Origin of the sequence: Mycobacterium scrofulaceum, from assembly GCF_002086735.1 — a bacterium.
GTDB lineage: Bacteria > Actinomycetota > Actinomycetes > Mycobacteriales > Mycobacteriaceae > Mycobacterium > Mycobacterium scrofulaceum.
The window spans coordinates 436353-461077 of the sequence record NZ_MVIJ01000001.1 but is presented as its reverse complement, the minus strand read 5'-3'; the positions used below and the strand labels follow the sequence as shown (position 1 = coordinate 461077).

The window sequence follows — 24725 nt, the reverse complement described above, 5'->3', positions numbered from 1 at the left end:
CGCGTCGGTGGTTGACCCGCTGGGCTGCCGCTACAGTGCATCGTGTGGACCGGGAGCAGGCTGAGCAAAAGCAGGGTAGCGGTGGGGCGTAACTCGAAGGCGCTGGCCGTCGCGGCGTCAGCCGTGCTGACCCTGGCCCCCGCGGTCGCCGCCTGCTCCGATTCCGGCAGCAACAAACCGGGAGCGACGTCCTCGTCGGCGCCCGGCAACTCGGAGGGTCACCATGGGCCGATGTTCCCCCAGTGCGGCGGCGTCAGCGACCAGACGGTGGCGGAGCTGACGAAGGTGACCGGACTGATCAACACCGCCCGCAACTCCGTCGGCTGCCAATGGCTGGCCGGCGGCGGCATCCTCGGCCCGCACTTCTCCTTTTCCTGGTATCGCGGCAGCCCGATCGGGCGCGAACGCAAGACGGAGGAACTGTCGCGGGCCAGCGTGGACGACATCAACATCAACGGTCACGGCGGGTTCATCGCGATCGGAAACGAGCCGAACCTGGGCGACTCGCTGTGCGAGGTGGGCATCCAATTCCAGGACGACTTCATCGAATGGTCGATCAGCTTCAGCCAAAAGCCATTCCCGCCGCCATGCGACATAGCCAAAGAGCTGGCGCGTCAGTCGATTGCGAACTCGAAATGACCAGGGGCAAGCTCCGCGCGGTTGTCGCCATGTTGGTCGTTGGACTGGTGCTGGTGACGGGTTGCTCCCGGTCCGTCGGCGGAACCGCGGTCAAGGCGGGCGGTCCGACGCGGAACAACAACTCCCAACAGCAGTATCCGAACCTGCTCAAGGAATGTGAGGTGCTCACCAGCGACATCCTGGCCAAGACCGTGGGCGCCGACCCGCTCGACATTCAAAGCACGTTCGTCGGCGCCATCTGTCGGTGGCAGGCGGCCAACCCCGCCGGGCTGATCGACATCACCCGGTTCTGGTTCGAGCAGGGCAGCCTCAGCAACGAACGCAAGGTCGCCGACTTTCTCAAGTACAAGGTCGAAACGCGGAACATCGCCGGGATCGATTCGATCGTGATGCGCCCGGACGACCCGAACGGCGCCTGCGGGGTGGCCAGCGACGCGGCCGGCGTGGTCGGATGGTGGGTCAACCCCCAGGCGCCCGGCATCGACGCCTGCGGTCAGGCCCTCAAGCTGATGGAACTGACCCTGGCGACCAACTCGTAGGTCAGCGCGGCACCTCGAACCCGATCAGGGCGGCGCGACCGAGTTCCAGCGCCTTCCACTCGGACGCGAAGCTCAGCACCGCGATGGCTGACGTCGGAAACTTGGCCGAAATCCGTTCGGTCGCAACGGCGTCGGTCCCGCTGCCGGCCAGGCCCAGCGCCAGCTCCGACATCGTCGGCTCGTGGCCCACGACGAGCAGTGTATGAACGCCGTCGCCGACCGTGTTGATCTCCGCGATCATGGTGCCGGGCGTCGCGCCATAGAGCCGGTCGCTGTACCGCACCGGGGCCTCGATGCCGGTGGTGGCCAACGTCTGGCGGGTGCGCGTCGCGGTGGAGCACAGGACCGCGTCGACCGCCGCGACGTTGGCGCGCAACCACTCGCCGGCGAGGCCGGCTTCACGAATCCCGCGCGGCGCCAACGGCCGCTCGTGGTCGGCGACGCCGGGCGGGTAGTCGGATTTCGCGTGACGCATCAACAGCAACGTGCGCTGGTCTCCCACGGGAGTCACGCTAACCCCTACGCGGCGGCGTCGTCATCGTCGTCCCCATCGCCGCGGTCGCGGAGCAGTTTCTCGGGGTGGTGGAAGGTGTTGGTGCGGGGCTGGCCGCGATCCAAGTGTGGGGGCGGGATCCATTCGGTGTCGCCGCTGGTGTTTGTGCGGGTGGTCCAGCCGTGGGGTTTGAGCAGGCGGTGATGCGGGCCGCAGGCGAAGGTGAGGCCGTCGATGTCGGTGCGCCGGCAGGTGGCGTAGTCGGTGACGTGGTGGACCTCGGAGTAGTAGCCGGGCACGGTGCAGCCCGGGGCGGTGCGGCCGCGGTCTTTTGCGCCAGCGTGCCACCGAGCTCTTCGGGGGTGACCTGGCAGGCCAGGGAATTGATACCGGATGTTCCAGCGCCGGCAGTTGGCGGCGGACCCGCTCGGAACGCTGCAGCATCCCGAGCTGCTGCCCGACGGTCATCGCGCCCACCGGCAACCCGCGGACACGAGCCAAGACCGCATCAAGGTCGTCGAACACCGCCTCGACCTCGGGATGACCACTGGGACTCATACCGCCAAACTAGCCACCCCCACCGTCAAAAACGCCCCCAGAAATCACCACAGATTCACGCTCGCGCAAAAAGTCTGGCAAGTTCTTGCGGCGCTTGTGGCCACGCACCCGAACGACCCCAAAATAGCCGCTCGGAGACCTGCCGGGCGAGGTCCCGCGTCTTGTCGGTGCGCGGACTTAAGCTCGCCATGCCCTGGTGACCACGCACTTCGAAAGGGGGCCGCCGCCATGCGATTCCTGCACACCGCCGACTGGCAGCTCGGCATGACCCGGCACTTCCTCGCCGGTGATGCCCAGCCGCGGTACTCCGCTGCCCGGCGTGACGCGGTTGCCGGCCTGGGTGCGCTGGCGGTTGAGGTGGGCGCCGAGTTCGTCGTGGTCTCCGGTGACGTCTTCGAGCACAATCAGCTTCCCCCGCAGGTTGTCGGCCAGTCCTTGGAAGCCATGCGCGCCATCGGGATTCCGGTCTACCTGCTACCCGGCAATCACGATCCGTTGGACGCCTCCTCGGTGTACACCAGCGCGCTGTTCACCGCCGAACGTCCCGACAACGTCATGGTGCTCGACCGGGCCGGCGTCCACCAGGTGAGGCCGGGGCTGGAGATCGTCGCCGCGCCGTGGCGTTCCAAGGCCCCGACCACCGACCTCGTCGCCGACGTCCTAGAAGGCCTGACACCAGAGCCGGTCACCCGGATACTGGTCGCGCACGGCGGCGTCGACGTCCTGGACCCCGATCGCGACAAACCCTCCTTGATCCGGCTCGCCACGCTCGACGACGCGCTTGCCACCGGCACTGTGCACTATGTCGCACTGGGGGACAAGCACTCACGCACCGACGTCGGAAACAGCGGCCGGGTCTGGTATTCCGGTTCGCCCGAAGTCACCAACTTCGACGACGTCGAATCGGACCCGGGCCATGTGCTGGTCGTCGACATCGACGAGGCCGACCCCCGCCGCGCCGCAACCGTGGAATCGCGGCACGTCGGCCGCTGGCGGTTCGTCACCATGCACCGACAGGTCGACACCCGCCGCGACATCGCCGATCTCGACCTGAACCTCGACCTGATGACCGAAAAGGACCGCACCGTTGTGCGATTGGCGCTCACCGGGTCTCTGACGGTCACCGACCGCGCGGCGCTGGATGCCTGTCTGGACAAGTACGCGCGGCTATACGCCTGGCTCGGGCTGTGGGAACGCCGCACCGACCTCGCGGTCATTCCCGCCGACGGCGAGTTCAGCGACCTCGGCATCGGGGGGTTCGCCGCCGCGGCGGTCGACGAGCTGGTGGCGACCGCGCGCGAGGGGGACTCGGAGACCGCCGTCGACGCGCAGGCGGCGCTGGCGCTGTTACTCCGCCTCACGGATCGGGGCGCCGCATGAAACTGCACCGGCTGATCCTGACCAACTACCGCGGCATCGCCCACCGGGAGATCGAGTTCCCAGACCACGGCGTCGTCGTGGTGTGCGGCGCCAACGAGATCGGCAAGTCGTCGATGATCGAAGCCCTCGACCTGCTGCTGGAATGCAGGGATCGCTCGACGAAGAAGGAAGTCAAGCAGGTCAAGCCCACCAACATCGACGTCGGATCCGAGGTCAGCGCCGAATTGAGCTGCGGCCCTTACCGATTCATTTATCGCAAACGGTTCCACAAGAAGTGTGAAACCGAGCTGACGATTCAGGCCCCGCACCGCGAGCAACTCACCGGCGACGAGGCGCACGAGCGGGTCCGCGCGATGCTGGCCGAGACGGTGGACAGCGATCTGTGGCATGCCCAGCGAGTGCTGCAGTCCGCGTCGACCACCGCGGTGGATTTGTCGGGCTGCGACGCGCTCTCACGCGCGCTCGATGTGGCGGCCGGCGACACCGGGGCGCTGTCCGGCGCCGAGCCGTTGCTCATCGAACGAATCGACGCCGAATACGGGCGCTATTTCACCCCCACCGGGCGACCCACAGGCGAATGGGCGGCGGTGATCGCCCGGCTGGCCGACGCCGAGGCCGCGGTCGCCCAGTGTGCGGCGGCGGTCGCCGAGGTCGACGAGCGGGTGTCTCGGCACGCCGTCCTGACTGAAGAGGTGGCCGAGTTGTCGCAACAGCGCATCGACGCCCAACCCCGGCTCGCCGCTGCCCAAAAGGCCGCGGAAGAGATCACCGAGCTGACCGGTCAGGCGCGCGAGGCCGAGTTGATCGCCGCCGCCGCGGCGGCGACGAGCGCGGCCGCGGCGACCGCCCACACCTCCAGGTTGCAACTACTCGCCGAGATCGACACCCGTACGGCCGCGGTCTCGGCCGGCGAGGCCCAGGCGCACGAAGCGGCCGACGCTCGCGCGGCGGCGCACCTTGAAGCCGAGGCCGCGGACGCCGCGGCTCAGGAGGCCACCGAGGCCCTTGCGGACCTGCAGCGCCGCGCGGAATCCGCCCGCCGCGTCGTCACGCAGCTCGCCGAGCGCGAGGAGGCCGACCGGTTGAGCGCCCGCTTGGCCAAGATCGAGGCCGCCCAGCGCGACCACGACCAGGCATGCGTCGCACTGCGCGACATCGCCATCAGCGAGGAGTTGCTGCGGCGAATCGAGGACGCAGCGGCCACGGTCGATCGAATCGGCGACCAGTTGGCGTCGACATCCGCGGCGGTCGAGTTCACCGCCGCGGCGGACATCGAGCTCGCCATCGGAGACCAGCGAGTGTCGTTGTCCGCGGGTCAAACCTGGTCCGTCACGACGACCGGACCCACCGCGGTCCAGGTACCCGGGGTCCTGACCGCGCGGATCACCCCGGGTGCGACGACAATCGACGTACAGGCGAAATACGTTGCCGCACAGGAAGAGCTGGCCGTGGCGTTAGAAGCAGGTCGGGTGACCGACCTCGCGGCCGCTCGGTCCGCCGATCGGCGGCGCCGCGAACTGCAGGGCAGCCGTGACCAACTGGGCGCCACCCTGGCGGGCCTGTGTGGAGACGAGGGGATCGACCAACTGCGTTCGCGGCTCGCGCAGCTGCGCGCCGGTCAACCGACCGACGCGGCGACCGACGCGGCGACCGACGCACGAGCCGCGCGCGACGAACTCGATGCGCTCGAGGCGATGCACCTGGCCGCGAGGGGCGAGTGCGAGGACCGCCGTCGCAACGCGGCCGGCGCCGCCGCCCGGCTCACCGAGTTGGCCACTCGCGCAACCGTTCTTCAGAACGCATTGGAGACGCAACGCGGCGAGCTCACCGCAGCCACCGAGCGGCTGGCCCAAGAGCGGGAGTCGGCCGGCGACGACGATCTCGCGGCCTCGGCGGATGCGGCGCTGCAAGCGGCGACGGCCGCCGAACATCGCCACACCGAATTGGCCGGCGCGCTGAGGGCGGCGAATCCGGACGCGGTGCACAACGAATTGACCGCTGCCACCGAGGAAATGGAGAAACTCCGCGAGCGCTACGAAGAGGCCGCGCGCGCGTTGCGTGAGATCACCATCGAACTCTCGGTGATGGGCAGCGAGGGGCGCCAGGGCAAGCTCGACGCCGCGGAAACCGAACGTGAGCACGCCGCCAGCGACCACATCCGCGTCGGCAGCCGCGCCCGCGCGGCGCGGCTGCTGCGTACGGTCATGACCCGCCACCGTGACACCACCCGACAGCGCTACGTCGAGCCGTATCGCGCGGAACTGCAGCGGCTCGGCCGCCCGGTGTTCGGGCCGACATTCGAGGTCGACATCGACAGCGACCTGTGCATTCGCAGCCGCACGCTCAACGGCGTCACGGTGCCCTACGAATCCTTGTCGGGCGGGGCGAAGGAACAACTCGGGATCCTGGCCCGGCTGGCCGGTGCCGCCCTGGTCGCCAAGGAGGACGCCGTCCCGGTCGTGGTCGACGACGCGCTCGGATTCACCGACCCCGACCGGTTGGCGAAGATGGGCGAGGTGTTCGACACGGTGGGCACCCACGGCCAGGTGATCGTGCTCACCTGCAGTCCCGACCGCTACGACGGCGTCAAGGGCGCCCACCGCATCGATCTCAGCGCCTAACTCGAACGCGCTGAGCTGCGTCGACCGCCGCGTGTGGACCGGCGCCGCGGTGCCCGCCGGCCGGCCCGGCAGAATGGGTCCATGGCGGGCCGACACCGATGACGATGAATGCGAAGCGGCGCCGGGTGCAGGAGAAGCTCGCGGCGCTGCCGGGCGTGCGGCCGGTGCGCCGCCCGGTCTCGCCGGGGAACCCCGAAAACTTCGACCTGTACTACGTGCGCACCGGCCGGAAGTCGGCCCATCCCGTCGTCATCATCCCGGGCGGCCCCGGGGTGGCGTCGATTCAGATGTACAAAGGCCTGCGGCGCCGCGCGGCCGCCGCCGGCCTGGACGTCATCATGATCGAACACCGCGGAGTAGGCATGTCACGCCACGACGATTCCGGCGCGGATCTGCCGCCCGAGGCGATCACCGTGAACCAGGTCGTCGACGACATCGCCGCCGTGCTCGACGACGCCCACGTCGATTCGGCCGTGATCTACGGCGCGTCGTACGGCACCTACATCGCCTCCGGCTTCGGTGTGCGCCACCCGGCCCGCGTGCGGGCGATGATCCTCGACTCGCCGCTGCTGTCCCGGCATGACGTTGTCATCGTGCGCCGCGCGATCCGTCGGCTGCTACTCAGAGGCGACAGCCCCGAAACCGCCGCGCTGGCACCCAAAATGCGCAAGCTCGTCGACGCGGGTGTGATGACCCCGGCGGCCACCCAGGTGGTGGCGACGATTTACGGCTATGGCGGCGCCGACCTGCTCGAGCGCGAACTCGACCTGCTGCTGGATGGTCGAAAGCTGTTGTGGTGGGCGATGTCCCGGTTCACCACCCTGGGTAACCTGCCGTATCGCTACGAGGAGGACCTGGTCAGCCGCATCGCGTTCCGCGAACTCGACTACGGGGCCGAGCCCGACGGGCTGCCGCTCGACCCCGCCGTCGCCGAACGCGAAGCGCGCACGCAGACGGCGACATTCGAGGACGAGCCCTACGACCTGGTGGCCGAGATGCCGCATTTCGGCTGGCCCACCGCGGTGGTTTCCGGCGGCCGCGACCTCATCACCCCGCCGGCCGTCGCGGAGCGGGTCGCCTCGCTGCTGCCGCACGCGGTCCTGTTGAAGCTGCCCACCATGGCGCACAGCGCGCTCGACTTTCGCGAGCCCGCGGCGATCGCCATCGCCCGCGCGGCGTGGCGGGGCGAACTCGACGGCCTCGCCGCGCAAGCACCCGCGCTCGACGCGCTTCCGGCGCGCCCCGAGCTGCGCCTGCTCTGGAAAGTCATCGGGTTGGCCGCCACCGTGGAGGGCGCGCTGCCGATCCCGGCGCGCCTGCGCCGGATCAGCCGCGCATGAAACCGATGGCGGTGTAGTCCAGGTCGGCGAGGCCGGCCGCGCCGAAGTTGGCCAGCGTGCTGCGCACCGCGACGTCGCCGGGCGACTGGGTCAGCGGCAGGCTGAACCCCTCTGCCCAGATGAGTTTGTCGAGATCGTTGGCCAGCGCCCGCGCCTTGCCGGGGTCGAGCTCTTCGAGCGTCCGCTCGACCGCCGCGTCGATCCGCGGGCCGCCGATCTTGCCGAAGTTGCTCTCCCCGCTCGACAGGTAGATCTGGGTGAGCGCCGACAGCGGGAAAGCGTCCCCCAGCCAACCGAATTGGGCCATGTCGAAATCGCCGACGTTGATGTAATTGGTGAAGAACCCGCTGCCGGCCCTGGCGACGAGTTCCAGCTTGACGCCGATCTGCGCGAGACTGTGCTGCGCGATCTGGGCGAACTGCCGGCTGCCCTGGGCGTCATAGAACAGGTCGCGGATGACCAGTTGGCGCCCGTCCTTCTCGCGGAACTGACCGTTCAACCGCCAGCCCAGCGCGTCGAGCTCGCGTCTGGCCTCGTCCGGGTCGTAGGGGACGACCGAGCTGTTGTCCTGATAACCCTTCTGCCCCGCGACATAGATGTGGTTGCCCAGCGCCACCGGATCACTGGTGAGGCCGTACTGCACCACCTTGGCGATGGTGCGCCGGTCGATGCCCTTGGCCACCGCGAGGCGCAGCGCCTTGTCGGCCAGGATGGCCCCGGGCGCACCGTTGAACGTGAAGTGCGACCACGCCGGGGCCGGGGCACGCCGGATCGAGATGCCCTTCGTGCGCTGCGCGATGGTCAACTGGTCGACGGTGCCGACGCCGGACGCGTCGATGGTGTTGTTCTGCAACGCCGGCAGCCGCGCGGCGTCGTCGAGCACCAGGTAGGTGATGTTGTCCAGGCGCGGTTGGGCGCCCCACCATTTCGGGTTGCGCGACAATACGATCCGCTGGGTGGTCCGGTCCAGCGACGTGACGATGAAGGGGCCGGCCGACGGGCCCGGCCCGTCGAGCTGACCCGTGTTGAACGCCTCGGGGGTGGCCGTCATGCTCCGGGGCAGCAGCATGCCGTTGCCGGCGAACATCCCGCGCCACTCGGCGTAGGGCTTGGCGAACGTCATGACGGCCTGCCGGTCGTCGACACCGCGGGTGACCGACGCGACGCGGTCGGCGCCGCCGGGTCCGGCGATCTCGAACGCCTTGTCGGCGCCGCTCAAGGCGTGCACCTGGCTGGCGATGTCTTCCCAGGTGATCGGCGTGCCGTCTGACCACACCGCCCTGGGGTTGATCGTGTAGGTCACCACCTGCGGCGTCGTCCCGGTCAGCTCGACGCTGGTGAAGTAGTCGGTGTCGACCGTCGTCGAGCCGTCCGCGCCGATGACGAACGCCCGCGGCAACGTCGCCTTCATCATGGCCGCGACCTCGGCCGAATTGCCGTCGATGTGCAGGATGTTGAAGTTGGGCGGGAAATCGCTGAGCGCCAGCCGCAGGCTGCCGCCGTCTTGCAACGTGGCGGGATCCTGCGGGTTGATATCGCTGGTCGTGCCGATCTCGGCGTTCTGGCCGGTTTCGGGCACCAGGCTGATCGCCGGTGAGCACCCGGACGCCGCGAGCGCCACGGCGAGGAGCGCGGCCGCCAGCCGCCTAGACACGTCTGCCCGGGTCCGGTTGTGGCACGGCACCCAGCAGCCGCCGGGTGTATTCGTGCTGCGGGTTGGCGAACACCTGCTCGCTGTCGCCCTGCTCCACGATCGTGCCGGCATACATGACCACCACCTGGTGCGCGAGGTGTTTGACCACCGAAAGGTCGTGCGAAACGAAGAGATACGACAGCCCGTACCTCTCCTGCAGGTCGAGCAGCAGGTTGATGATGCCGGCCTGGATCGAGACGTCGAGAGCGGAGACCGGCTCGTCGAGCGCCAGGATCTTGGGCTGCAAGGCCAGCGCCCGCGCGATCCCGATGCGCTGCTTCTGGCCGCCGGAGAACTCGGCGGGATAACGAGTGGCGTCGGCCCGGCGCAACCCCACGGTGTCGAGCAACTCGGCGACCCGCGCGTCGGTCTCGCTCTTACCGAAGTCGTTGGCCAGCAACGGCTCTGCGAGAAGGTCGAACACCGGGAAGCGTGGGTCGAGCGACGCCACCGGGTCCTGGAACACCACCTGGATGTCACGGCGCAACGATCGCCGTCGCGACGCCGTCAGGGTCGCCACGTCCGCGCCGAGCACCTCGATCGAACCCGACTGCGGCGCGACCAACTCCAAAATCTCGTGCAGGGTGGTCGACTTGCCGGAGCCGGACTCGCCGACGATGCCCAGGGTGCGGCCCTGCCGCAACTCGAAACTGACCCCGTCGACGGCGCGGACCTCCCCGACGGTGCGGCGTAACACCACACCTTTGGTCAAGGCAAAGGTCTTGACCAGGTCGCGCACCCGCACGACGACCGACGAGTCGCCCGCCTCCTCGCCACGAGCGGAGGTGTTGACGCCGTAAATGTCCGCGGCGGTGCGGCCGTTGACCAGGTCGGTGCGGATGCAGGCCGCCCGATGGTCGACACCCACCGGGAGCAAGGCCGGCTCCTGCGTGCGGCACTCGTCGATGACGAGCGGGCAGCGGGGCGCGAAGGGGCAGCCCGGTTCGAGCCCCACCAACGACGGCGGTGCGCCGGGGATCGGCACCAACCGGGTGCCCTGCGCGGCGTCCAGCCGCGGAACCGAGCCCAGCAGCCCGACGGTGTAGGGCATCTGGCGATCGCGGTAAAGGTCGTGCACTCCGGCGGATTCGACGACCCGGCCCGCGTACATCACCAACGCCCGGTCGGCGAACTCGGCGACCACACCCAGGTCGTGGGTGATGATCAGCACGCCGGCGCCGGTGATGTCGCGCGCCGTCTTGAGCACCTCGAGGATCTGCGCCTGCACGGTGACGTCCAGCGCAGTGGTCGGTTCGTCACAGATCAGCAGGTCCGGGTCGTTGGCGATCGCGATCGCGATGACCACCCGCTGCCGTTCGCCGCCGGACAGCTCGTGGGGAAAGGCGCGGGCACGCCGTTCGGGCTGCGCGATGCCGACCAGCTCGAGCAGTTCCACCGCGCGCCGGCGGGCGGCCTTCTTGCCCACCTGCGGCTGGTGGATCTCGATGGCTTCGGCGATCTGGTCGCCGACGGTGTAGACGGGCGTCAGCGCCGACATCGGGTCCTGGAACACCATGCCGACCGCCTTGCCGCGGAACCGCGACATGGCGTCGTCGCCCAGGCCGAGCAGCTCGGTGTCGTGCAACCGCACCGAGCCGCGCACCCGCGCGTACTCCGGCAGCAGACCCACCACCGCCATCGCCGAAACCGACTTGCCCGAACCCGATTCGCCGACCATGGCCACGACTTCGCCCGGGCCGACGCTGTAGCTGATGCCGCGCACCGCGGTCACCGGTTCGCCTTCGGTCGGGAAGGTGACCGCCAGGTCGGTCACCTCGAGCAGCGCGCTCACCGGGCGCCGGCCCGCAACATGCCGCTGCCGGGGTCGAGCGCGTCGCGCAAGCCATCACCGGTCACGTTGGCGCACACCAGGATCAGCACCAGCACGCCCGCCGGGAACAGGAACACCCACGGGAAGGTGGTGGCGGACTGGGTGCCGTTGGCGATCAAGGTGCCCAACGACACGTCGGGGGGCTGGATGCCGAAGCCGAGAAAGCTCAGCCCGGTTTCGGCGAGGATGGCCGAAGCGACGTTGAGGGCGGCGTCGATGATCAGGATGGAGGCCACGTTGGGCACCACGTGGCCCAGGATTATCCGCCGACTGGACACGCCCATGTATCTTGCGGCCCTGATGAATTCGCGTTCACGCAGGCTCATGGTCATGCCGCGCACCATGCGCGAGCTGATCATCCAGCCGAACCCGGCGAGCAGCAGGACGAGCATCAGGATGTTGGCCGAGCTCTTGGTTCGCGGGGTGACGATGGCGATGAGGATGAAGCTGGGCACCACCAACAACAGGTCCACCAACCACATCAGCGCGCGGTCCCGCCAGCCGCCGAAATAGCCCGCGACCGAGCCCACGGTTGCGGCGATGCCGGTCGAGATGACCGCCACGCACACGCCGATCAGCATCGACTTCTGCATGCCCCGCAGGATTTGCGCCAGCAGGTCCTGGCCCAGCGCGTTGGTGCCCAACCAGTGTCGGCCGTTCGGCGGTTGCAGCAGCGCGCCGAAATCAAGGTCGTCGTAGGAATACGGCAGCACCGCCGGCAGCGCGTAGCAGCCGACGAAGAGCAGCACCAGCAGCGTCAGCGCCGCGACCGCCAAGCGATTGCGCATGAACCTGCGCAACACCAGGGTGCGGCGTGAGGTGAACTCGGAGGCCTTCGGCGACGAGATACCCTGAGCGCCATCAACTTTGGTATCGGACGTCATGACACCCGCACTCTCGGGTCGAGGGCCGCGTAGAAGACGTCGGAGAGCAGGCCGGCCAGCAGCACCACCGTTCCGGAGAACAGCGTGATCGCGGCGATGATGTAGGTGTCCTGCGTCGCGATGCCCTGCACCAGCCATTCGCCCATGCCGTGCCAGCCGAAGATCTTCTCCACGAACACCGCGCCGGTGACCAGGCCGGCCACCCCGTAGGCGAACAGGGTGGCCAACGGTATCAGCGCCGTGCGCAGCCCGTGCTTGATCAGCGCGCGCCTGCGGGTCAGCCCCTTGGCGCGCGCGGTGCGAATGAAATCCTGGCCCAGGACGTCGAGCATCGCGTTGCGCTGATAACGGCTGTATCCGGCGGCGGCCGCCAAAGTCAGGGTGAGCGTGGGAAGGACCAGGTGCCGCAACCGGTCCATCAGGTGGTGCCCGAACCCGCCGGCCACGCCCGGCGAGGTTTCTCCGGTGTAGTCGAACAGCTGCATGCCCAAGGCCCAGTTCACCCGCAGCGCACCGAGGATCAACAGGCTCGCGATGACGAACGTCGGGGTGCTCAGGATCAGCAGAGCCACCATCGTGACGAGGCGGTCACTGAGCCGGTACTGGCGGATGGCCCCCCACGCCCCGGCCGCGATGCCCAGGGCGGTCCCGGCCAACGATCCGATGACCAAAAGCCGCAGGGTGACTCCGACGCGGCGCCAGAGCGTGGCACCGACGGGCTGTCCGGTGATGGTCTTTCCGAAGTCGCCGCGAACCGCGTGCGAGGCCCACTGCGCGTAGCGGATCGGGATCGGCTTGTCGAGATTGAGCGCGTGCGCCTTGGCGTCGATGACCGACTGCGGCGGCCGTGGGCTGCGCTGCAACAGGCTGTCCAGCGGCCGAAACGCCACCGACGTGAGGCAGAACGTCAGAAACGACGCCAGCGCCAGCAGCACCACGTAGTTGAGCAGCCGGCGCGCCAAGAAGCGAATCATCGCCGACCGCACCGCCCGTCCCGCATTGGGACAGGTTAACGATCCCAGCCCGTGCCGGCCCGGTGCGGCGGCCGGATCCTTGTGATCCGGCTGATTTTCATGCGTCAATGATCGGTGGCCCGTTGTTAACATCCACCGCGGCACCGATGCAGGCAGCGATCCCGTGCTGCGAAACTTCCGAGGAGGCTTGCGTGACGGTTACCGAGGATTACCTGGCCAACAACGCCCAATATGCGAGCACCTTCAGCGGGCCGCTGCCGATGCCGCCGGCCAAACATGTCGCGGTCGTCGCATGCATGGACGCCCGGCTCGACGTGTACCGCCTCCTCGGCCTGAACGAGGGCGAGGCACATGTCATCCGCAACGCCGGCGGAGTCGTCACCGACGACGTGATCCGCTCACTGGCCATCAGTCAGCGGCTATTGGGGACCCGGGAGATCATCCTGATCCACCACACGGACTGCGGGATGCTGACCTTCACCGACGACGACTTCAAGCGCGCCATTCAAGAGGAGACCGGTTTGAAGCCGGCGTGGGCGGCCGAGGCGTTCCCGGACCCCGCCGAGGACGTCCGGCAGTCGCTGCGCCGCATCGAGGCCAGCCCGTTCGTGACCAAACACGAATCCGCGCGCGGGTTCGTCTTCGACATCACGACGGGCAAACTCGAGGAAGTGACTCTCTAGCCGACCTGCTAGCCGATCTTGTAGGTCGCCAGAGCCTTCGCGACGAGCCGGCCCTGTCCGTCGAGGATCTCGGCCTCGCAGTTGACCAGCGACCGGCCGCGCCGCAACACCCGGCCGACGCCGATGACGTCCGTCGCCCGAGCGGGAGCCATGAAGTCCAACGCCATGGATATGGTGACGCCCCGCAGTTCCGGCGGTGCCTGCGCGCCGCACCACGCCGCCGCCATGACGGTGACGTCGGCGAGGGTGGCGATCGCGCCCCCGTGGATCATGTCGCCGATGGTCACGTTGGAGGGGTCCCACGGCAGGCGCAGCCGGACCTCGCGTTCGTCGAGCCGGTCGGCAACGATTCCCAACTTCGCGACGAGCGGTGATTGGGGGAGGAACTGCGCGATGACGTCGCGGCCGCTGGGGCCGGCTGGTGCGGAGTCAGAAGGCATCCGCCCATGCTTTCGCACCGGGCACCGGCGGGAAAGGTTCGCGCCCGCACTTGACCCGATGCGTCCGGTGGCCGGCGACCGCGCCATGGGGACGCCCCACTTGACACGACCGGTGTTAGCTGGTGCTATAGTGGGCAAAATTACTAAACTTGACCGACTCTGCCAGGTTTAAGAGGGTCAGGTTGATCCGAGGGAGCTATGACCAGCGATCTGAAGGCGGGCCCCGCCGCCGGCCAGTACGAGTTGAGCCATCTGCGCTCGCTGGAGGCCGAAGCGATCCACATCATCCGGGAGGTTGCCGCCGAGTTCGAGCGGCCCGTGCTGTTGTTCTCGGGCGGCAAGGACTCCATCGTCATGCTGCACCTGGCGCTGCGGGCATTCCGGCCCGGGCGGTTGCCGTTCCCGGTGATGCACGTCGACACCGGGCACAACTTCGACGAGGTGATCGCCACCCGCGACGAACTGGTCGCCGAACACGGGGTGCGCCTCGTGGTCGCCTCGGTCCAGGAGGACATCGACGCCGGTCGGGTCGTCGAGCCGAAACAGGGCCGCAACTCCATCCAGACCGTGACGTTGCTGCGCGCCATCCGCGAGCACAAATTCGACGCGGCGTTCGGCGGGGCGCGCCGCGACGAGGAGAAGGCGCGCGCCAAGGAGCGGGTGTTCAGCTTCCGCGACGAGTTCGGCCAGTGGGACCCGAAGGCACAGCGGCCCGAGCTGTGGAACCTGTACAACGGCCGGCACCACAAGGGCGAGCACATCCGGGCGTTCCCGCTGTCCAACTGGACCGAATTCGACATCTGGTCCTACATCGGCGCGGAGAACATCGCTCTGCCCTTGATCTATTACGCCCACCGGCGCAAGGTGTTTCGTCGTGACGGCATGCTGCTCGCGGTCGACCGGCACATGCAGCCGCGCGACGACGAGCCGGTGTTCGAGGCGACGGTGCGCTTCCGCACCGTCGGGGACGTCACCTGCACCGGATGCGTGGAATCCGAGGCCGCGACGGTGGCCGAGGTCATCGCCGAGACCGCGGTGTCCCGGCTGACCGAACGGGGCGCGACCAGGGCCGACGACCGGATCTCGGAGGCCGGCATGGAGGACCGCAAACGGCAGGGGTATTTCTGATGGCCACACCTACGACGCTGCTTCGCATCGCGACCGCGGGTTCCGTCGACGACGGCAAGTCCACACTGATCGGACGCCTGCTCTACGACTCCAAGGCCGTCATGGAGGATCAGTGGGCGGCGGTGGAACAAACCTCCAAGGACCGTGGGCACGACTACACGGACCTGGCGCTGGTGACCGACGGCCTGCGTGCGGAGCGCGAGCAGGGCATCACGATCGACGTCGCCTACCGCTATTTCGCCACTCCCAAGCGCAAATTCATCATCGCCGACACCCCTGGGCACATCCAGTACACCCGCAACATGGTGACCGGCGCGTCGACCGCACAACTGGTCATCGTCCTGGTCGATGCCCGGCACGGCCTGCTCGAGCAGTCCCGCCGGCACGCCTTCCTGGCCTCGCTGCTGGGCATTCAGCACGTCGTGCTCGCCGTCAACAAGATGGACCTGATCGGCTGGGACAGGGAGAAATTCGAGGCGATCCGGGACGAATTCCACGCCTTCGCAGCGCGTTTGGACGTGCACGACGTGGCCACCATTCCGATCTCCGCGTTGCACGGCGACAACGTAGTGAACAAGTCGGACCAGACGCCCTGGTATGAGGGCCCGGCGCTGCTGTCGCACCTGGAAGAGGTCTACATCGCCGGCGACCGCAACCTGGTCGACGTGCGGTTCCCCGTCCAGTACGTCATCCGGCCGCACACCCGCGAGCACCAGGACCACCGCAGTTACGCCGGCACCGTGGCCAGCGGGGTCATGCGTCCGGGCGATGAAGTCGTCGTCCTGCCGATCGGTAAGACCACCCGGATCACCGCGATCGAGGGCCCAAACGGTCCAGTGGAAGAGGCGTTTCCGCCGATGGCGGTGTCGGTGAGCCTGGCCGACGATATCGATATCTCGCGCGGCGATCTCATCGCCCGCACCAACAACCATCCCCGGGTCACGCAGGACTTCGACGCGACCGTGTGCTGGATGGCCGACGGCGCCACGCTGGAACCCGGCCGCGAATACGTCATCAAGCACACCACCCGCACCACCCGTGCGCGGGTGACCGGGCTGGATTACCGGCTCGACGTCAACACCCTGCATCGCGACAAGACCGCGACGGCGTTGCAGCTCAACGAACTTGGCCGTATCTCGCTGCGTACCCAGGTGCCGCTGCTGCTCGACGAGTACACCCGAAACGCCAGTACCGGTTCGTTCATCCTCATCGACCCGCACAGCAACGGCACCGTGGCGGCGGGCATGGTGCTGCGCGACGTCTCGGCCCAGACGGCGAGCCCGAACACCGTGCGGCACAAGTCATCGGCCGTCGCGGCGGCACGGCCTCGGGGCAGGACGGTGTGGTTCACCGGCCTATCCGGTTCCGGCAAGTCTTCGGTGGCGATGCTGGTCGAGCAGATGCTGCTCGAAAGAGGCATCGCCGCTTACGTTCTCGACGGCGACAACCTGCGGCACGGGTTGAACGCCGACCTGGGCTTTTCCATGGCCGACCGCGCCGAGAATCTGCGCCGGCTGGCGCATGTGGCGGCGCTGCTCGCCGACTGCGGCAACGTCGTGCTGGTGCCGGCGATCAGCCCGCTGACCGAGCAGCGCGAGATGGCTCGTAATGTGCACGCCGCCGCGGGCTTCGACTTCATCGAGGTGTTCTGCGACACCCCGCTCGACGAGTGCGAACAGCGGGATCCGAAGGGGCTGTACGCCAAGGCGCGCGCGGGCGAGATCGCGAACTTCACCGGGATCGACAGCCCGTATCAACCGCCGGCCGATCCCGACCTGCGCTTGACGCCCGACCGCAGCGTCGAGGAGCAGGCGCAGCGCGTGGTGGATCTGCTCGAATCGCGGGCTTAACGCACGGCTCTGTCTGATTGCCCGGCTTGCCCCCGCAAGCGGGTGGTGCCCCCACCTCGGTCCGCGGCGCGGACCGCATCGTCGCCGGGCTGCGCAGGAATTCGCCCAGCGAGTGGCACAATCCTGAGAGTGCGCATGTCGGCGAAGGCGGAGTACGCGGTGCGGGCCATGGTCCAGCTCGCCACGGTCCCCCACGGGACGTTGGTGAAAACCGACGACCTGGCTCAGGCGCAGGGCATCCCGCCGCAGTTCCTCGTCGACATCCTGACCAACCTGCGCACCGACCGCCTGGTGCGCAGCCATCGGGGCCGCGAGGGCGGCTACGAACTGGCCCGTCCCGGACACGAGATCAGCATCGCCGACGTGTTGCGCTGCATCGACGGGCCGCTGGCGAGCGTGCGCGACATCGGCCTGGGAGACCTGCCGTACTCGGGGCCCACGGCGGCGCTCACCGACGTCTGGCGGGCGCTGCGTGCCAGCATGCGCTCGGTGCTGGAAGAGACGACCCTGGCCGACGTCGCCGCCAACAGCCTGCCCAGGCATGTCGCGCAATTCGCCGACGATTACCGGACCCAGGAGAGCGCGCGGCACGGCACACCGCGCGCCGGCGAATAGCCGCCACGGCCCGCGGCTTCAGCTCCCCGACCCGTACGGGCGGGTGAGGATCTCCATGGCATGGCCGGACGGGTCGAGGAAGTACACCCCGCGCCCGCCGTCGTTGTGGTTGATCTCGCCGGGGCGTTTGGCACCCGGGTCCGCCCAGTGCTGCAGGCCGCGGGAGGAGATCTTGCCGTAGATCGTGTCGAAGTCCTCCTCGGACACCAGGAAGGCGTAGTGCTGTCGAGGGATCTCCGCGCCGTCGGGGGCGTCCGCATAATCCAGGTTGGCGCCATGCTCGAGTTGGACAACTATGAAGTGGCCGAACGGCTTTGGCTCCGGCAGGCCGAACAACTCGGCGAGGAACTGCGCTGACTCGTGCTTGTCGCGGGAGGCGACGATGGTGTGGTTGAAACTGATCGGCATAGTTCCTCTTTACCCCTCAGCGAGCGCGCGTGTTCGCCCGCCGACACGCCGTATCCGCTGTCATTCTGCGCACGCCCGCCACGACTACTCCCGCCACAACTACTTGGGTGCCGTGAGCTCCAGCGCGATGTTGTCCGGGTCCCGGAACTGCAGGATGTACGACGGCCCGATGTCCTTCACCGGCTCGTGAGCCACGCCAACCTCGTCGAGATGCGCTGCGGCGGAGTCCAATTCGTCCTTACTGGCGACTCGGAAGGCGATGTGGTCGAGCCCGGCGCGATCCTCGTGGAAGCGGTCGGTGGCCACGGGCCGCAGTCCGAGCAGCGTGCCGCCGAGGTCATAGATGACACCACCGAACAGGAAGCTCAACTGGTTGCGGGTCGCCTCGTCGGCGTTGTCGGGCACCTCCAGCAGGACCGGCCAACCGAACACGCTCTCGTAGAACTGCCGGGACCGTTCGATATCGGTCACGGTGAGGCGGACGTGTGCGATGGAACTGCTGGTGAAGCCCACCTGCTCCATGCTGCCACTGGAGGCAGCCGATGTCGGCCGCCATGCCAGAATCGCCGTCGTGCGGATTGCGATGACGCTGCCGGTGATGGAGCCGGACTTGGACGCGGAACTGTTGGAGAACTGGGCCCGCGCGATCGACGGCGGTCCGTTCTCGTCGCTGTGCTGGGGCGAACGGATCGCGTTCGACAACCCGGACAACCTCACCCTGCTGGGTGCCCTGGCCGCGTGGACGAGCCGGGTGCGGCTGCTGACGACCGTGATCGTGCCGCAGCTGCACGACCCCGTCATGCTGGCCAAGGCCCTTGCCACCGGCGACATGCTCTGCGGTGGGCGGCTGAGCGTGGGTATCGGCGTGGGTGGCAGGCACGAGGACTACCACGCCGTCGGCGCCGATCCGGCGACCCAGACCATGCGCGACATGGCCGACCGGGTGGCCGTGATGAAGCGGGTATGGGCAGGCGAAAAGCTCACCGAATCGGTGCTGCCGGTCGGGCCTGCCCCGGTGCAGCCCGGCGGCCCGCCGCTGCTGGTGGGCAGCATCGGGCCGAAGACCATCCGCAGCGCCGCGACGTGGGCGGCGGGGCTGGCGGGGACCACGCTGGACCTGGACGTCACCAAGCAAAACGAGTTGTTCGACGTCGCGCGCGACGCGTGGGCGCAAGCGGGCAAGGGCGAGCCGCACCTGGTGACGTCGTTCTGGTTCGCGTTCGGGTCGCCCGAACAGTCCCGGGCCCAGGTGCATCGCCATCTCCGGCGCTACATGAACTGGATCCCGGCGGAGTACGTCGACGCCATGGCGCCCACGACCGGCTGGGCCGGCACCGAGGACGAGCTGCTGGCCGTGCTGCGCAGGTTCGAGGACATCGGCACCCACGAGGTGCAGCTCATCCCGACCAGCTCGGACGTCGACCAGCTGAGCCGCGCGGCGGACGTGGCGGCCAAGATCTAGCTGGTTAGGCGCTCGCGCGCTCGTCGCCCGCGGCCGGCTGCTGGGGAGGCTGCCCCTTGCGCAGCGTCGCCAGCAACTCGCGGTACGGGCCGACGAGGTACACCGTGTCGCCGCCGCGCAGCCAGGCGTCGCGCCGCGGGTGCAGTTCCACGGGCGCGTCCTGCCGGGTGATCGCGATGACTCGGGTCTGGGTGGACAGCTCGAACATCTTCAGCCCATCCAGTTCGCTGCCGGCCGCAACGTGCATTCCGCCGATCATGAACGAACGCTGCCCGACGGAAAACGTGCCCAGCACTTGCAGGCCCATCGCGGCGCCGATGAACCACGGCGCGGCCAGTTCGACGGTGGACCGGACGTTCTCGAATCCGAACCGCTGCGCCACGGCGGCCCCCAGCTCGCGGTCGTAGACGCGCAGCACGAGCGGAACGTCGGGCCGGACGGTTTCGGGCTTGACCCGCGGACTCAGCATCTCGCGCAGCACGATCCCGGTCTCGATGTTCACCATGTCGTCCTGCGTCAGCACCGCCACCGCGCGGGCATGGTCGACGCGGGCGGCCTCGAGCGTCTGGCGCAGCGTCGCGTCGCCGAAGATCACCGGAACGTCCAGGTCGGCCGCCGTGGACAGGTAGCGGTTGTTCTCGTCCCGCTCGATCACCGCGACGTCGTATCCGGCCGACCGCAGGTCGGCGACGACGCGGCTGCCGAACGAGCCGAGGCCGACGACGATGACGTGATTGCGCAGGTGGCGCGCCCGGCGACGCCCCACCGAATGGGCGAACCGCCGCGACAACAGCAGGTCGGCGATGAACGCGACGAGCAGCGCCGTGGTGGTGACGCCGGCGAACATCAACATGATGCTGAACAGCCGCAGCCAGGTGGGCTGGTGGAGGAAACTGAAGTCGCCGTAACCCACCGTCGCGATCGTCTCGGTGCTGAAGTACAGCGCGTCGAGCCACGTCATCTTCGGGCGCGGCTGATACGAGAAGCGCAGGATCACCGTCGAGCCGACCAGCAGGCAGGCCGCGGCCAGCACGGCCCGCGCGAACATCGGGTTGACGTCGTCGCGCAGGGCGCGCACCCCGTCGAGCGCCCGCCGCAGCCGGAGCAGGCGATAGTGCGTCACGGTGGGCCGGGGAACCTTGATGCCGCGCGCGGCCAACTCCTCGGCGGTGCCGATCATCGCCGTCCAGTCGCCCGCGTGTATCGACAGGTCGCGCCCCGGGCACGACACCACCTCCCCCGGGGTGGCGCAGTCCTCGCCGTGAATCACCGCCACCGGTGCCAGGTCGCCGTAGATCTCCCGCAGTGTCGCGTCCCGCGGGGACTCGGCGCCGGAGACGACGAACTCGATGCCCGCCGCCTCGAACGGGTGCACGGTGTGCGCAAGGCATGCCTCGACCACCGAGGGCGCGGCCAGGTCGGCGACGTCCAGGATCGCGCCGGGGCGCTTGTCGGCGGCCATCGCCGTGCGCAACACGTCGTTGGCCAGCCGCGCCACCACCCGCACGCGTGGGTTGGCCTTCCTTGCCAGCAGGGCGATTTCGAGGTTTGTCGCGTCGTCGTCCCCGACGCAGATCACCGCGCGGGCGCGGGTGACTCCGACGGTGTCGAGTTCGCCGGCCGTTCGGACCTTGACGATGTGCACGCCGGCGTTGTTGAGCTCCTCGACAATCGTGGTCGCCAGCGCGTCGTCACCGCTGACGATGATGTGGCCGCGCATGGTTATGCACGCTTTCGGGCGTCCGGCATAACCCCCACCTCTGCTGACGTTGGCGTTTTCGTTCCTATGACTATCGGGCACGGTGCCGATTCATGCCAGCGCGACACCGGACACTCCGGGAGGCGGAGTGAATTGCCACGGGGCCGCCCGCGAGATTCGATAGCGGTATGACGCAGCCGGAACTGCCTGGGCCGCTGGCCGCCTTGACCCGGCTCATCTCGGAGCGCATCGCCGCCGCCGATTTCGCCGGGGCGCTGCCGCTCATGAACGAGCTGGTCGCGGTCTGCCGCCCGGTGCTGGGGGAGCGCCACCCCAACGTCTTGGACATGAAGCTCGCGCTGGTCCACCTCCAGCTGCAGATGGGAGACCAGGCCGGGGCCTACGCCGTTCTCGAGCAGCTGGTGCCCGAATTCCAGGAGGTGCTGGGGCGCGACCACATCACCACGTTGACGGCGCGCCACATGTTCGCCGACCGGCCGCAGCAGGAAACGCGGGCGGCGCTGGCCGAATGGTCGCAGCTGGCGGCCGACGAGGAACGGGTCCTGGGCCCCGAGCACCCCACCGTGCTGACGTCCCGGGACCGGGTGGCGCACAAGCTGAGGGAGCTCGGTGACTACCCGGCCGCCATCGCCGAGGGCGAGCGCGTCCTCGCCGCCCGCCGGCGGGTGCTCGGCGACGACCACGAGGACACGTTGGGAATGCGGTTGTCGCTGGCGCAATGGCACGGCGAATCAGTGGACGGCGCCGGCGCCGTGGCCCAGCTCGAGGCGCTGGTCGAGGTGATGCGCGAAAAGCTGGGCGAAGACCACCGTCACACCCTGATCGCGCGGCACACCATCGCGCTGTGGGAGCCCGAGCCCGAGGACTACGGGGACAAGGTCGCCACCTGGCAAGCGCTGGTCGACGACGAGGCCCGGGTCTTCGGCGACGACAATCCCGTGACCGTTGCTGCCAGGGAGGAACTGGCGAAGTGGCGCGACCGCGTCGAGGAGTACCGCTGGGTGGCCGAGCAGATCTCCACCCAGATGGGGGCTGCGGGGTCGGACGACGCCGGTCCCTCGGAGGGCCAGGCGGAGCTGGCGCCCGACAAGGTCGCGGACGCGTGGGTGGCCGAACAGGAGCTGGCCTTCCCAGAGTGGGTGGCCCGTTTTGGCGGCGGCCAGGGTTGGGACTTCAGCAACGAATCGCTCGAGGCGGTCGCCGACGTCGTCTTGCATCGGTGTCCGACCACCGCTGACCTCGACGATCCCGTGAACGCGGGTTTCACCGACGGAGCGACCTGGTACCTCGGCGAGGTACTCCGCCGGAAGGATCCACATTACTGGCGCTGGGTAGCCTGGGGCGACCACGAGCCGGCGCGGGCCGACGAGTACCGGGTCGCGAGCAAGGACACCGGCGATTACCCGACCTCGCCGCGCCAGAAGCTCAACCGACTCATCGAAACGGGCAACCCACTCGATCTGTACCACGACGGCCGCTACGTGGAACAAGAGCACCCGTGGCCGTCCGGTTACTTCGACAACGCCGACACCGGCCCGTGGACATGGACTGGGGATGGGTGGCAATGCCAGCTCGAGCTGTGGCTGAACGAGGTCGCCGCCCGCATCGCGACCCTCTCGGGTGAGTATCTGCCCGCCGATGTCGCCCTGGACTACTCGGCCGAATCATTGCGCAGGGTCGAGGAATTCGCCATCGAGAGCACCATCGAGGACCCCGCCTTCACCTGCGGGCTCGCCGCGTACATCGGCGAGACGCTGTTGCGCGCCGTCGGTGGTCGCTGGCTGTGGGACGACGACGAGAATAGCGTCACCCGTGGCTTCCCCGTCGTGCGGCCGCATCTCGACAACTTCAAGGGCACCATTTCGCCGACGCATCTGTTGTCCTTCGCGTTCAAGTGGCGCGATGGGGCCACGCTGACCCGCGTGTACCTCGCGCAGTCACAACGTGTTTCGGCGCGCAAGGCCGAAGACCCGACCTGGCAACCCATGCGGTCCCTCACGCCCGGGCTGGACCCCGTCGCGGAACCGGCCCCGGACTTCTGTGACACCTGGCGCGCCGAACAGCAGCGTGAGTTTCCGAACTTCGTCGCCCGCTACGGCCCTGACGAGACGTGGGATTTCGGTCGTGACTCGCTGGTGGCGCTCGGAGAGATCGTGACCGAGCTGCAGAAGCTGCCCGAGGGCACTCCCGGGAACGCAAAGGACTGCGCGGCATGGTATTTCGGAGAGACGCTGCATCGAGCAAGGCCCTCCCGGTGGGCCTTCAACCAGTACCAGCATGACGTAACCGGGCGAATCGTCGACGAGCGTCCGCTGAGCCCGTGGTGGATTTCGGTCACCACCCACAGCCGGGTGGGGTTTGCCGGACACTACCCATTCCAAGACATCGAACGTCCCCTTCGGCCGGGATTCGGCAACACCGGCTGGCTGCGCGCTGCGTATGACCGATGGGTTACGGCCGAGGTGCGGGAACGGGTCGAAGAAGCCAGCAAGCGGCGGCTGAGTGCCAAAAGGCGGGCAACCCGGCGGTTTTCGGATGAGGAATACCTGCGGTGCTGGCTTGCCGAGCGCGGGGCCCAATTCCCGGTCTGGGCGGGCCATCACGGGGGCGAAGCCGTGTGGGACATGTCGCCGGAGTCCCTCGATGCGTTGGAAGAGCTCGTCATTCAGAAGGCGCCGACACCGGAGCAGCTCCTGGACGAGGAGCACAACGCGCCGTTCGTCGATGGCGCCGTGTGGTATCTCGGCGAAGTGCTGCGCCGCGGGCGCGCCCTGCCGTGGCAATACACCGGTGGCGGCACGGCCGATCCCACCGTCGGACATGTCGACGTGTTCGAGGTCCTCACCGGCGTGCTGCACTCGGTCGAGCGCGGCGCCCTGCGCCGCACGTACGACCGCTTCGCGGCCTCCCGGTGATACTGGGTGGGTGCCCTTCATCGAACGCGTCGCGTCCCGCGAGATCTATCGGAGCCAATGGATGGTGCTCCGCGAAGACGACATCCGCCGCCCGGACGGTAGTCCCGGCATCTACGGCGTGGTGGACAAACCGGACTACGCGCTGGTGATGCCGTTCGACGGGCACCGCTTCCGGCTGGTCGAGCAGTTCCGCTACCCGCTGGGGGAGCGGCGGTGGGAATTTCCGCAAGGCACCGCACCCGGCCTGGACGACACCGACCCGTCGGAGTTGGCCGAACGCGAGCTGCGCGAGGAAACGGGGCTGAGCGCGACGTCGTTCGAGGTGCTGGGGCAGCTCGACGTCGCCCCGGGCATGACCAGCCAGCGGGGGTGGGTGTTTCTGGCCACCGGGATCGCCGAGGGCGAACCCGACCTGGAGCACGAGGAGCAGGACCTGCGCAGCGCCTGGTTCGAGCGCGATGACGTCGAGCAGATGATCCGTTCGGGAGTGATGGCCGACGCGCAGTCCGTCGCGGCCTACGGCCTGTTCCTGCTGCGGCGACCATGACCAGT

At 68.5% G+C, this 24725-nt stretch carries 21 protein-coding genes and 1 pseudogene; 12 read left to right on the top strand and 10 right to left on the bottom strand.

Translation table 11 applies throughout. The features are described from left to right. The first annotated feature begins 81 nt into the window (after positions 1 to 81). Both BST44_RS01985 and BST44_RS01980 read left to right on the top strand, forming a co-directional pair. Complete coding sequence (locus tag BST44_RS01985) at positions 82 to 639, top strand: DUF3558 domain-containing protein (protein ID WP_083174702.1); 558 nt, start codon at positions 82 to 84, stop codon at positions 637 to 639. Continuing rightward, entirely contained in the window at positions 636 to 1178 is a 543-nt protein-coding gene (locus BST44_RS01980; protein WP_083174700.1) for a DUF3558 domain-containing protein, read from the top strand. The genes BST44_RS01985 and BST44_RS01980 overlap by 4 nt, the downstream gene beginning before the upstream one ends. A gap of 1 nt (position 1179) precedes the next feature. Here BST44_RS01980 and BST44_RS01975 read toward each other — a convergent pair whose 3' ends face one another. Further along, positions 1180 to 1680, bottom strand: a complete 501-nt coding sequence (locus BST44_RS01975) for a SixA phosphatase family protein (protein WP_142274330.1) — start codon at positions 1678 to 1680, stop codon at positions 1180 to 1182. Positions 1681 to 1697: 17 nt separating this feature from the next. Further along, positions 1698 to 2006: pseudogene (locus tag BST44_RS01970) on the bottom strand (HNH endonuclease signature motif containing protein); the annotation flags it as partial. Positions 2007 to 2457: 451 nt separating this feature from the next. Between BST44_RS01970 and BST44_RS01965 the strand changes: the two are divergent. The 3 genes from BST44_RS01965 (at position 2458) to BST44_RS01955 (ending at position 7570) form a co-directional block, all read left to right on the top strand. Further along, a complete protein-coding gene (locus tag BST44_RS01965) occupies positions 2458 to 3609 on the top strand; it encodes a metallophosphoesterase family protein (RefSeq protein ID WP_083174699.1) in 1152 nt (383 codons plus the stop codon). After that, positions 3606 to 6230, top strand: coding sequence for an AAA family ATPase (locus BST44_RS01960; RefSeq protein ID WP_083174697.1), 2625 nt, complete (start codon positions 3606 to 3608; stop codon positions 6228 to 6230). The genes BST44_RS01965 and BST44_RS01960 overlap by 4 nt, the downstream gene beginning before the upstream one ends. Positions 6231 to 6328: 98 nt before the next feature. After that, positions 6329 to 7570 carry an alpha/beta hydrolase gene (locus BST44_RS01955; protein WP_083174696.1) on the top strand — a complete coding sequence of 414 codons (1242 nt, stop codon included), beginning with the start codon at positions 6329 to 6331 and terminating at the stop codon, positions 7568 to 7570. On the opposite strand, the gene BST44_RS01950 is transcribed toward BST44_RS01955, so the two are convergent. The 4 genes from BST44_RS01950 to BST44_RS01935 are packed head-to-tail and all read right to left on the bottom strand — an operon-like array spanning position 7557 to position 12952. Further along, positions 7557 to 9224 (bottom strand): ABC transporter family substrate-binding protein, encoded by a 1668-nt coding sequence (locus tag BST44_RS01950; RefSeq protein ID WP_083174774.1) that lies wholly within the window; start codon positions 9222 to 9224, stop codon positions 7557 to 7559. The two genes, BST44_RS01955 and BST44_RS01950, sit on opposite strands and share 14 nt — an antisense overlap. After that, entirely contained in the window at positions 9217 to 11055 is a 1839-nt protein-coding gene (locus tag BST44_RS01945; RefSeq protein WP_083174694.1) for an ABC transporter ATP-binding protein, read from the bottom strand. The genes BST44_RS01950 and BST44_RS01945 overlap by 8 nt, the downstream gene beginning before the upstream one ends. After that, positions 11052 to 11978 (bottom strand): ABC transporter permease, encoded by a 927-nt coding sequence (locus BST44_RS01940; protein ID WP_083174693.1) that lies wholly within the window; start codon positions 11976 to 11978, stop codon positions 11052 to 11054. The genes BST44_RS01945 and BST44_RS01940 overlap by 4 nt, the downstream gene beginning before the upstream one ends. Continuing rightward, the gene (locus BST44_RS01935) at positions 11975 to 12952 is read right to left on the bottom strand and encodes an ABC transporter permease (protein WP_083174772.1); all 978 of its coding nucleotides are present in this window, start codon (positions 12950 to 12952) and stop codon (positions 11975 to 11977) included. The genes BST44_RS01940 and BST44_RS01935 overlap by 4 nt, the downstream gene beginning before the upstream one ends. A 191-nt stretch (positions 12953 to 13143) precedes the next feature. Here BST44_RS01935 and BST44_RS01930 point away from each other — a divergent pair, with 191 nt between their 5' ends. Beyond that, positions 13144 to 13635: a beta-class carbonic anhydrase gene (locus tag BST44_RS01930; RefSeq protein ID WP_083174771.1), complete on the top strand. Its 492-nt coding sequence runs from the start codon at positions 13144 to 13146 to the stop codon at positions 13633 to 13635. Positions 13636 to 13643: 8 nt separating this feature from the next. Here the strand turns inward: BST44_RS01930 and BST44_RS01925 are convergent, their stop codons facing one another. Next, positions 13644 to 14075, bottom strand: a complete 432-nt coding sequence (locus BST44_RS01925) for a PaaI family thioesterase (protein WP_083174691.1) — start codon at positions 14073 to 14075, stop codon at positions 13644 to 13646. Between the two features lie 198 nt (positions 14076 to 14273). On the opposite strand from BST44_RS01925, the gene cysD reads away from it, so the two are divergent. The 3 genes from cysD (at position 14274) to BST44_RS01910 (ending at position 17668) form a co-directional block, all read left to right on the top strand. After that, on the top strand, positions 14274 to 15203 hold the full coding sequence (gene cysD, locus BST44_RS01920; RefSeq protein ID WP_083174689.1) for a sulfate adenylyltransferase subunit CysD: 930 nt from the start codon (positions 14274 to 14276) through the stop codon (positions 15201 to 15203). Further along, the gene (gene cysC, locus BST44_RS01915; protein ID WP_083174688.1) at positions 15203 to 17053 is read left to right on the top strand and encodes an adenylyl-sulfate kinase; all 1851 of its coding nucleotides are present in this window, start codon (positions 15203 to 15205) and stop codon (positions 17051 to 17053) included. Before cysD ends, cysC begins: the two co-directional genes overlap by 1 nt. Positions 17054 to 17182: 129 nt before the next feature. Continuing rightward, positions 17183 to 17668, top strand: coding sequence for an Rrf2 family transcriptional regulator (locus BST44_RS01910; RefSeq protein ID WP_083174686.1), 486 nt, complete (start codon positions 17183 to 17185; stop codon positions 17666 to 17668). A gap of 18 nt (positions 17669 to 17686) precedes the next feature. Here BST44_RS01910 and BST44_RS01905 read toward each other — a convergent pair whose 3' ends face one another. Further along, positions 17687 to 18076: a VOC family protein gene (locus BST44_RS01905; protein WP_083174685.1), complete on the bottom strand. Its 390-nt coding sequence runs from the start codon at positions 18074 to 18076 to the stop codon at positions 17687 to 17689. Positions 18077 to 18175: 99 nt separating this feature from the next. Then, positions 18176 to 18589, bottom strand: coding sequence for a VOC family protein (locus BST44_RS01900; protein ID WP_083174769.1), 414 nt, complete (start codon positions 18587 to 18589; stop codon positions 18176 to 18178). 70 nt (positions 18590 to 18659) lie between these two features. On the opposite strand from BST44_RS01900, the gene BST44_RS01895 reads away from it, so the two are divergent. Next, a complete protein-coding gene (locus BST44_RS01895; RefSeq protein WP_083174768.1) occupies positions 18660 to 19538 on the top strand; it encodes an LLM class flavin-dependent oxidoreductase in 879 nt (292 codons plus the stop codon). 4 nt (positions 19539 to 19542) lie between these two features. On the opposite strand, the gene BST44_RS01890 is transcribed toward BST44_RS01895, so the two are convergent. Further along, positions 19543 to 21258 (bottom strand): NAD-binding protein, encoded by a 1716-nt coding sequence (locus BST44_RS01890; RefSeq protein WP_083174683.1) that lies wholly within the window; start codon positions 21256 to 21258, stop codon positions 19543 to 19545. 167 nt (positions 21259 to 21425) lie between these two features. Between BST44_RS01890 and BST44_RS01885 the strand changes: the two genes are divergently transcribed. Both BST44_RS01885 and BST44_RS01880 read left to right on the top strand, forming a co-directional pair. Next, positions 21426 to 24173 carry a tetratricopeptide repeat protein gene (locus BST44_RS01885; protein WP_083174682.1) on the top strand — a complete coding sequence of 916 codons (2748 nt, stop codon included), beginning with the start codon at positions 21426 to 21428 and terminating at the stop codon, positions 24171 to 24173. A 10-nt stretch (positions 24174 to 24183) separates the two neighbouring features. Next, positions 24184 to 24720 carry an NUDIX domain-containing protein gene (locus BST44_RS01880; protein ID WP_083174680.1) on the top strand — a complete coding sequence of 179 codons (537 nt, stop codon included), beginning with the start codon at positions 24184 to 24186 and terminating at the stop codon, positions 24718 to 24720. Positions 24721 to 24725: the final 5 nt, after the last annotated feature.

Excerpts from the sequence above, each read along its gene's own strand:
- BST44_RS01980 (WP_083174700.1), top strand. The coding sequence starts at position 636 with ATGACCAGGGGCAAGCTCCGCGCGGTTGTCGCCATGTTGGTCGTTGGA.
- BST44_RS01965 (WP_083174699.1), top strand. The coding sequence starts at position 2,458 with ATGCGATTCCTGCACACCGCCGACTGGCAGCTCGGCATGACCCGGCAC.
- BST44_RS01960 (WP_083174697.1), top strand. The coding sequence starts at position 3,606 with ATGAAACTGCACCGGCTGATCCTGACCAACTACCGCGGCATCGCCCAC.
- BST44_RS01955 (WP_083174696.1), top strand. The coding sequence starts at position 6,329 with ATGACGATGAATGCGAAGCGGCGCCGGGTGCAGGAGAAGCTCGCGGCG.
- BST44_RS01940 (WP_083174693.1), bottom strand. The coding sequence starts at position 11,978 with ATGACGTCCGATACCAAAGTTGATGGCGCTCAGGGTATCTCGTCGCCG.
- BST44_RS01935 (WP_083174772.1), bottom strand. The coding sequence starts at position 12,952 with ATGATTCGCTTCTTGGCGCGCCGGCTGCTCAACTACGTGGTGCTGCTG.
- BST44_RS01925 (WP_083174691.1), bottom strand. The coding sequence starts at position 14,075 with ATGCCTTCTGACTCCGCACCAGCCGGCCCCAGCGGCCGCGACGTCATC.
- cysD (WP_083174689.1), top strand. The coding sequence starts at position 14,274 with ATGACCAGCGATCTGAAGGCGGGCCCCGCCGCCGGCCAGTACGAGTTG.
- cysC (WP_083174688.1), top strand. The coding sequence starts at position 15,203 with ATGGCCACACCTACGACGCTGCTTCGCATCGCGACCGCGGGTTCCGTC.
- BST44_RS01905 (WP_083174685.1), bottom strand. The coding sequence starts at position 18,076 with ATGCCGATCAGTTTCAACCACACCATCGTCGCCTCCCGCGACAAGCAC.
- BST44_RS01895 (WP_083174768.1), top strand. The coding sequence starts at position 18,660 with ATGACGCTGCCGGTGATGGAGCCGGACTTGGACGCGGAACTGTTGGAG.
- BST44_RS01890 (WP_083174683.1), bottom strand. The coding sequence starts at position 21,258 with ATGCGCGGCCACATCATCGTCAGCGGTGACGACGCGCTGGCGACCACG.
- BST44_RS01885 (WP_083174682.1), top strand. The coding sequence starts at position 21,426 with ATGACGCAGCCGGAACTGCCTGGGCCGCTGGCCGCCTTGACCCGGCTC.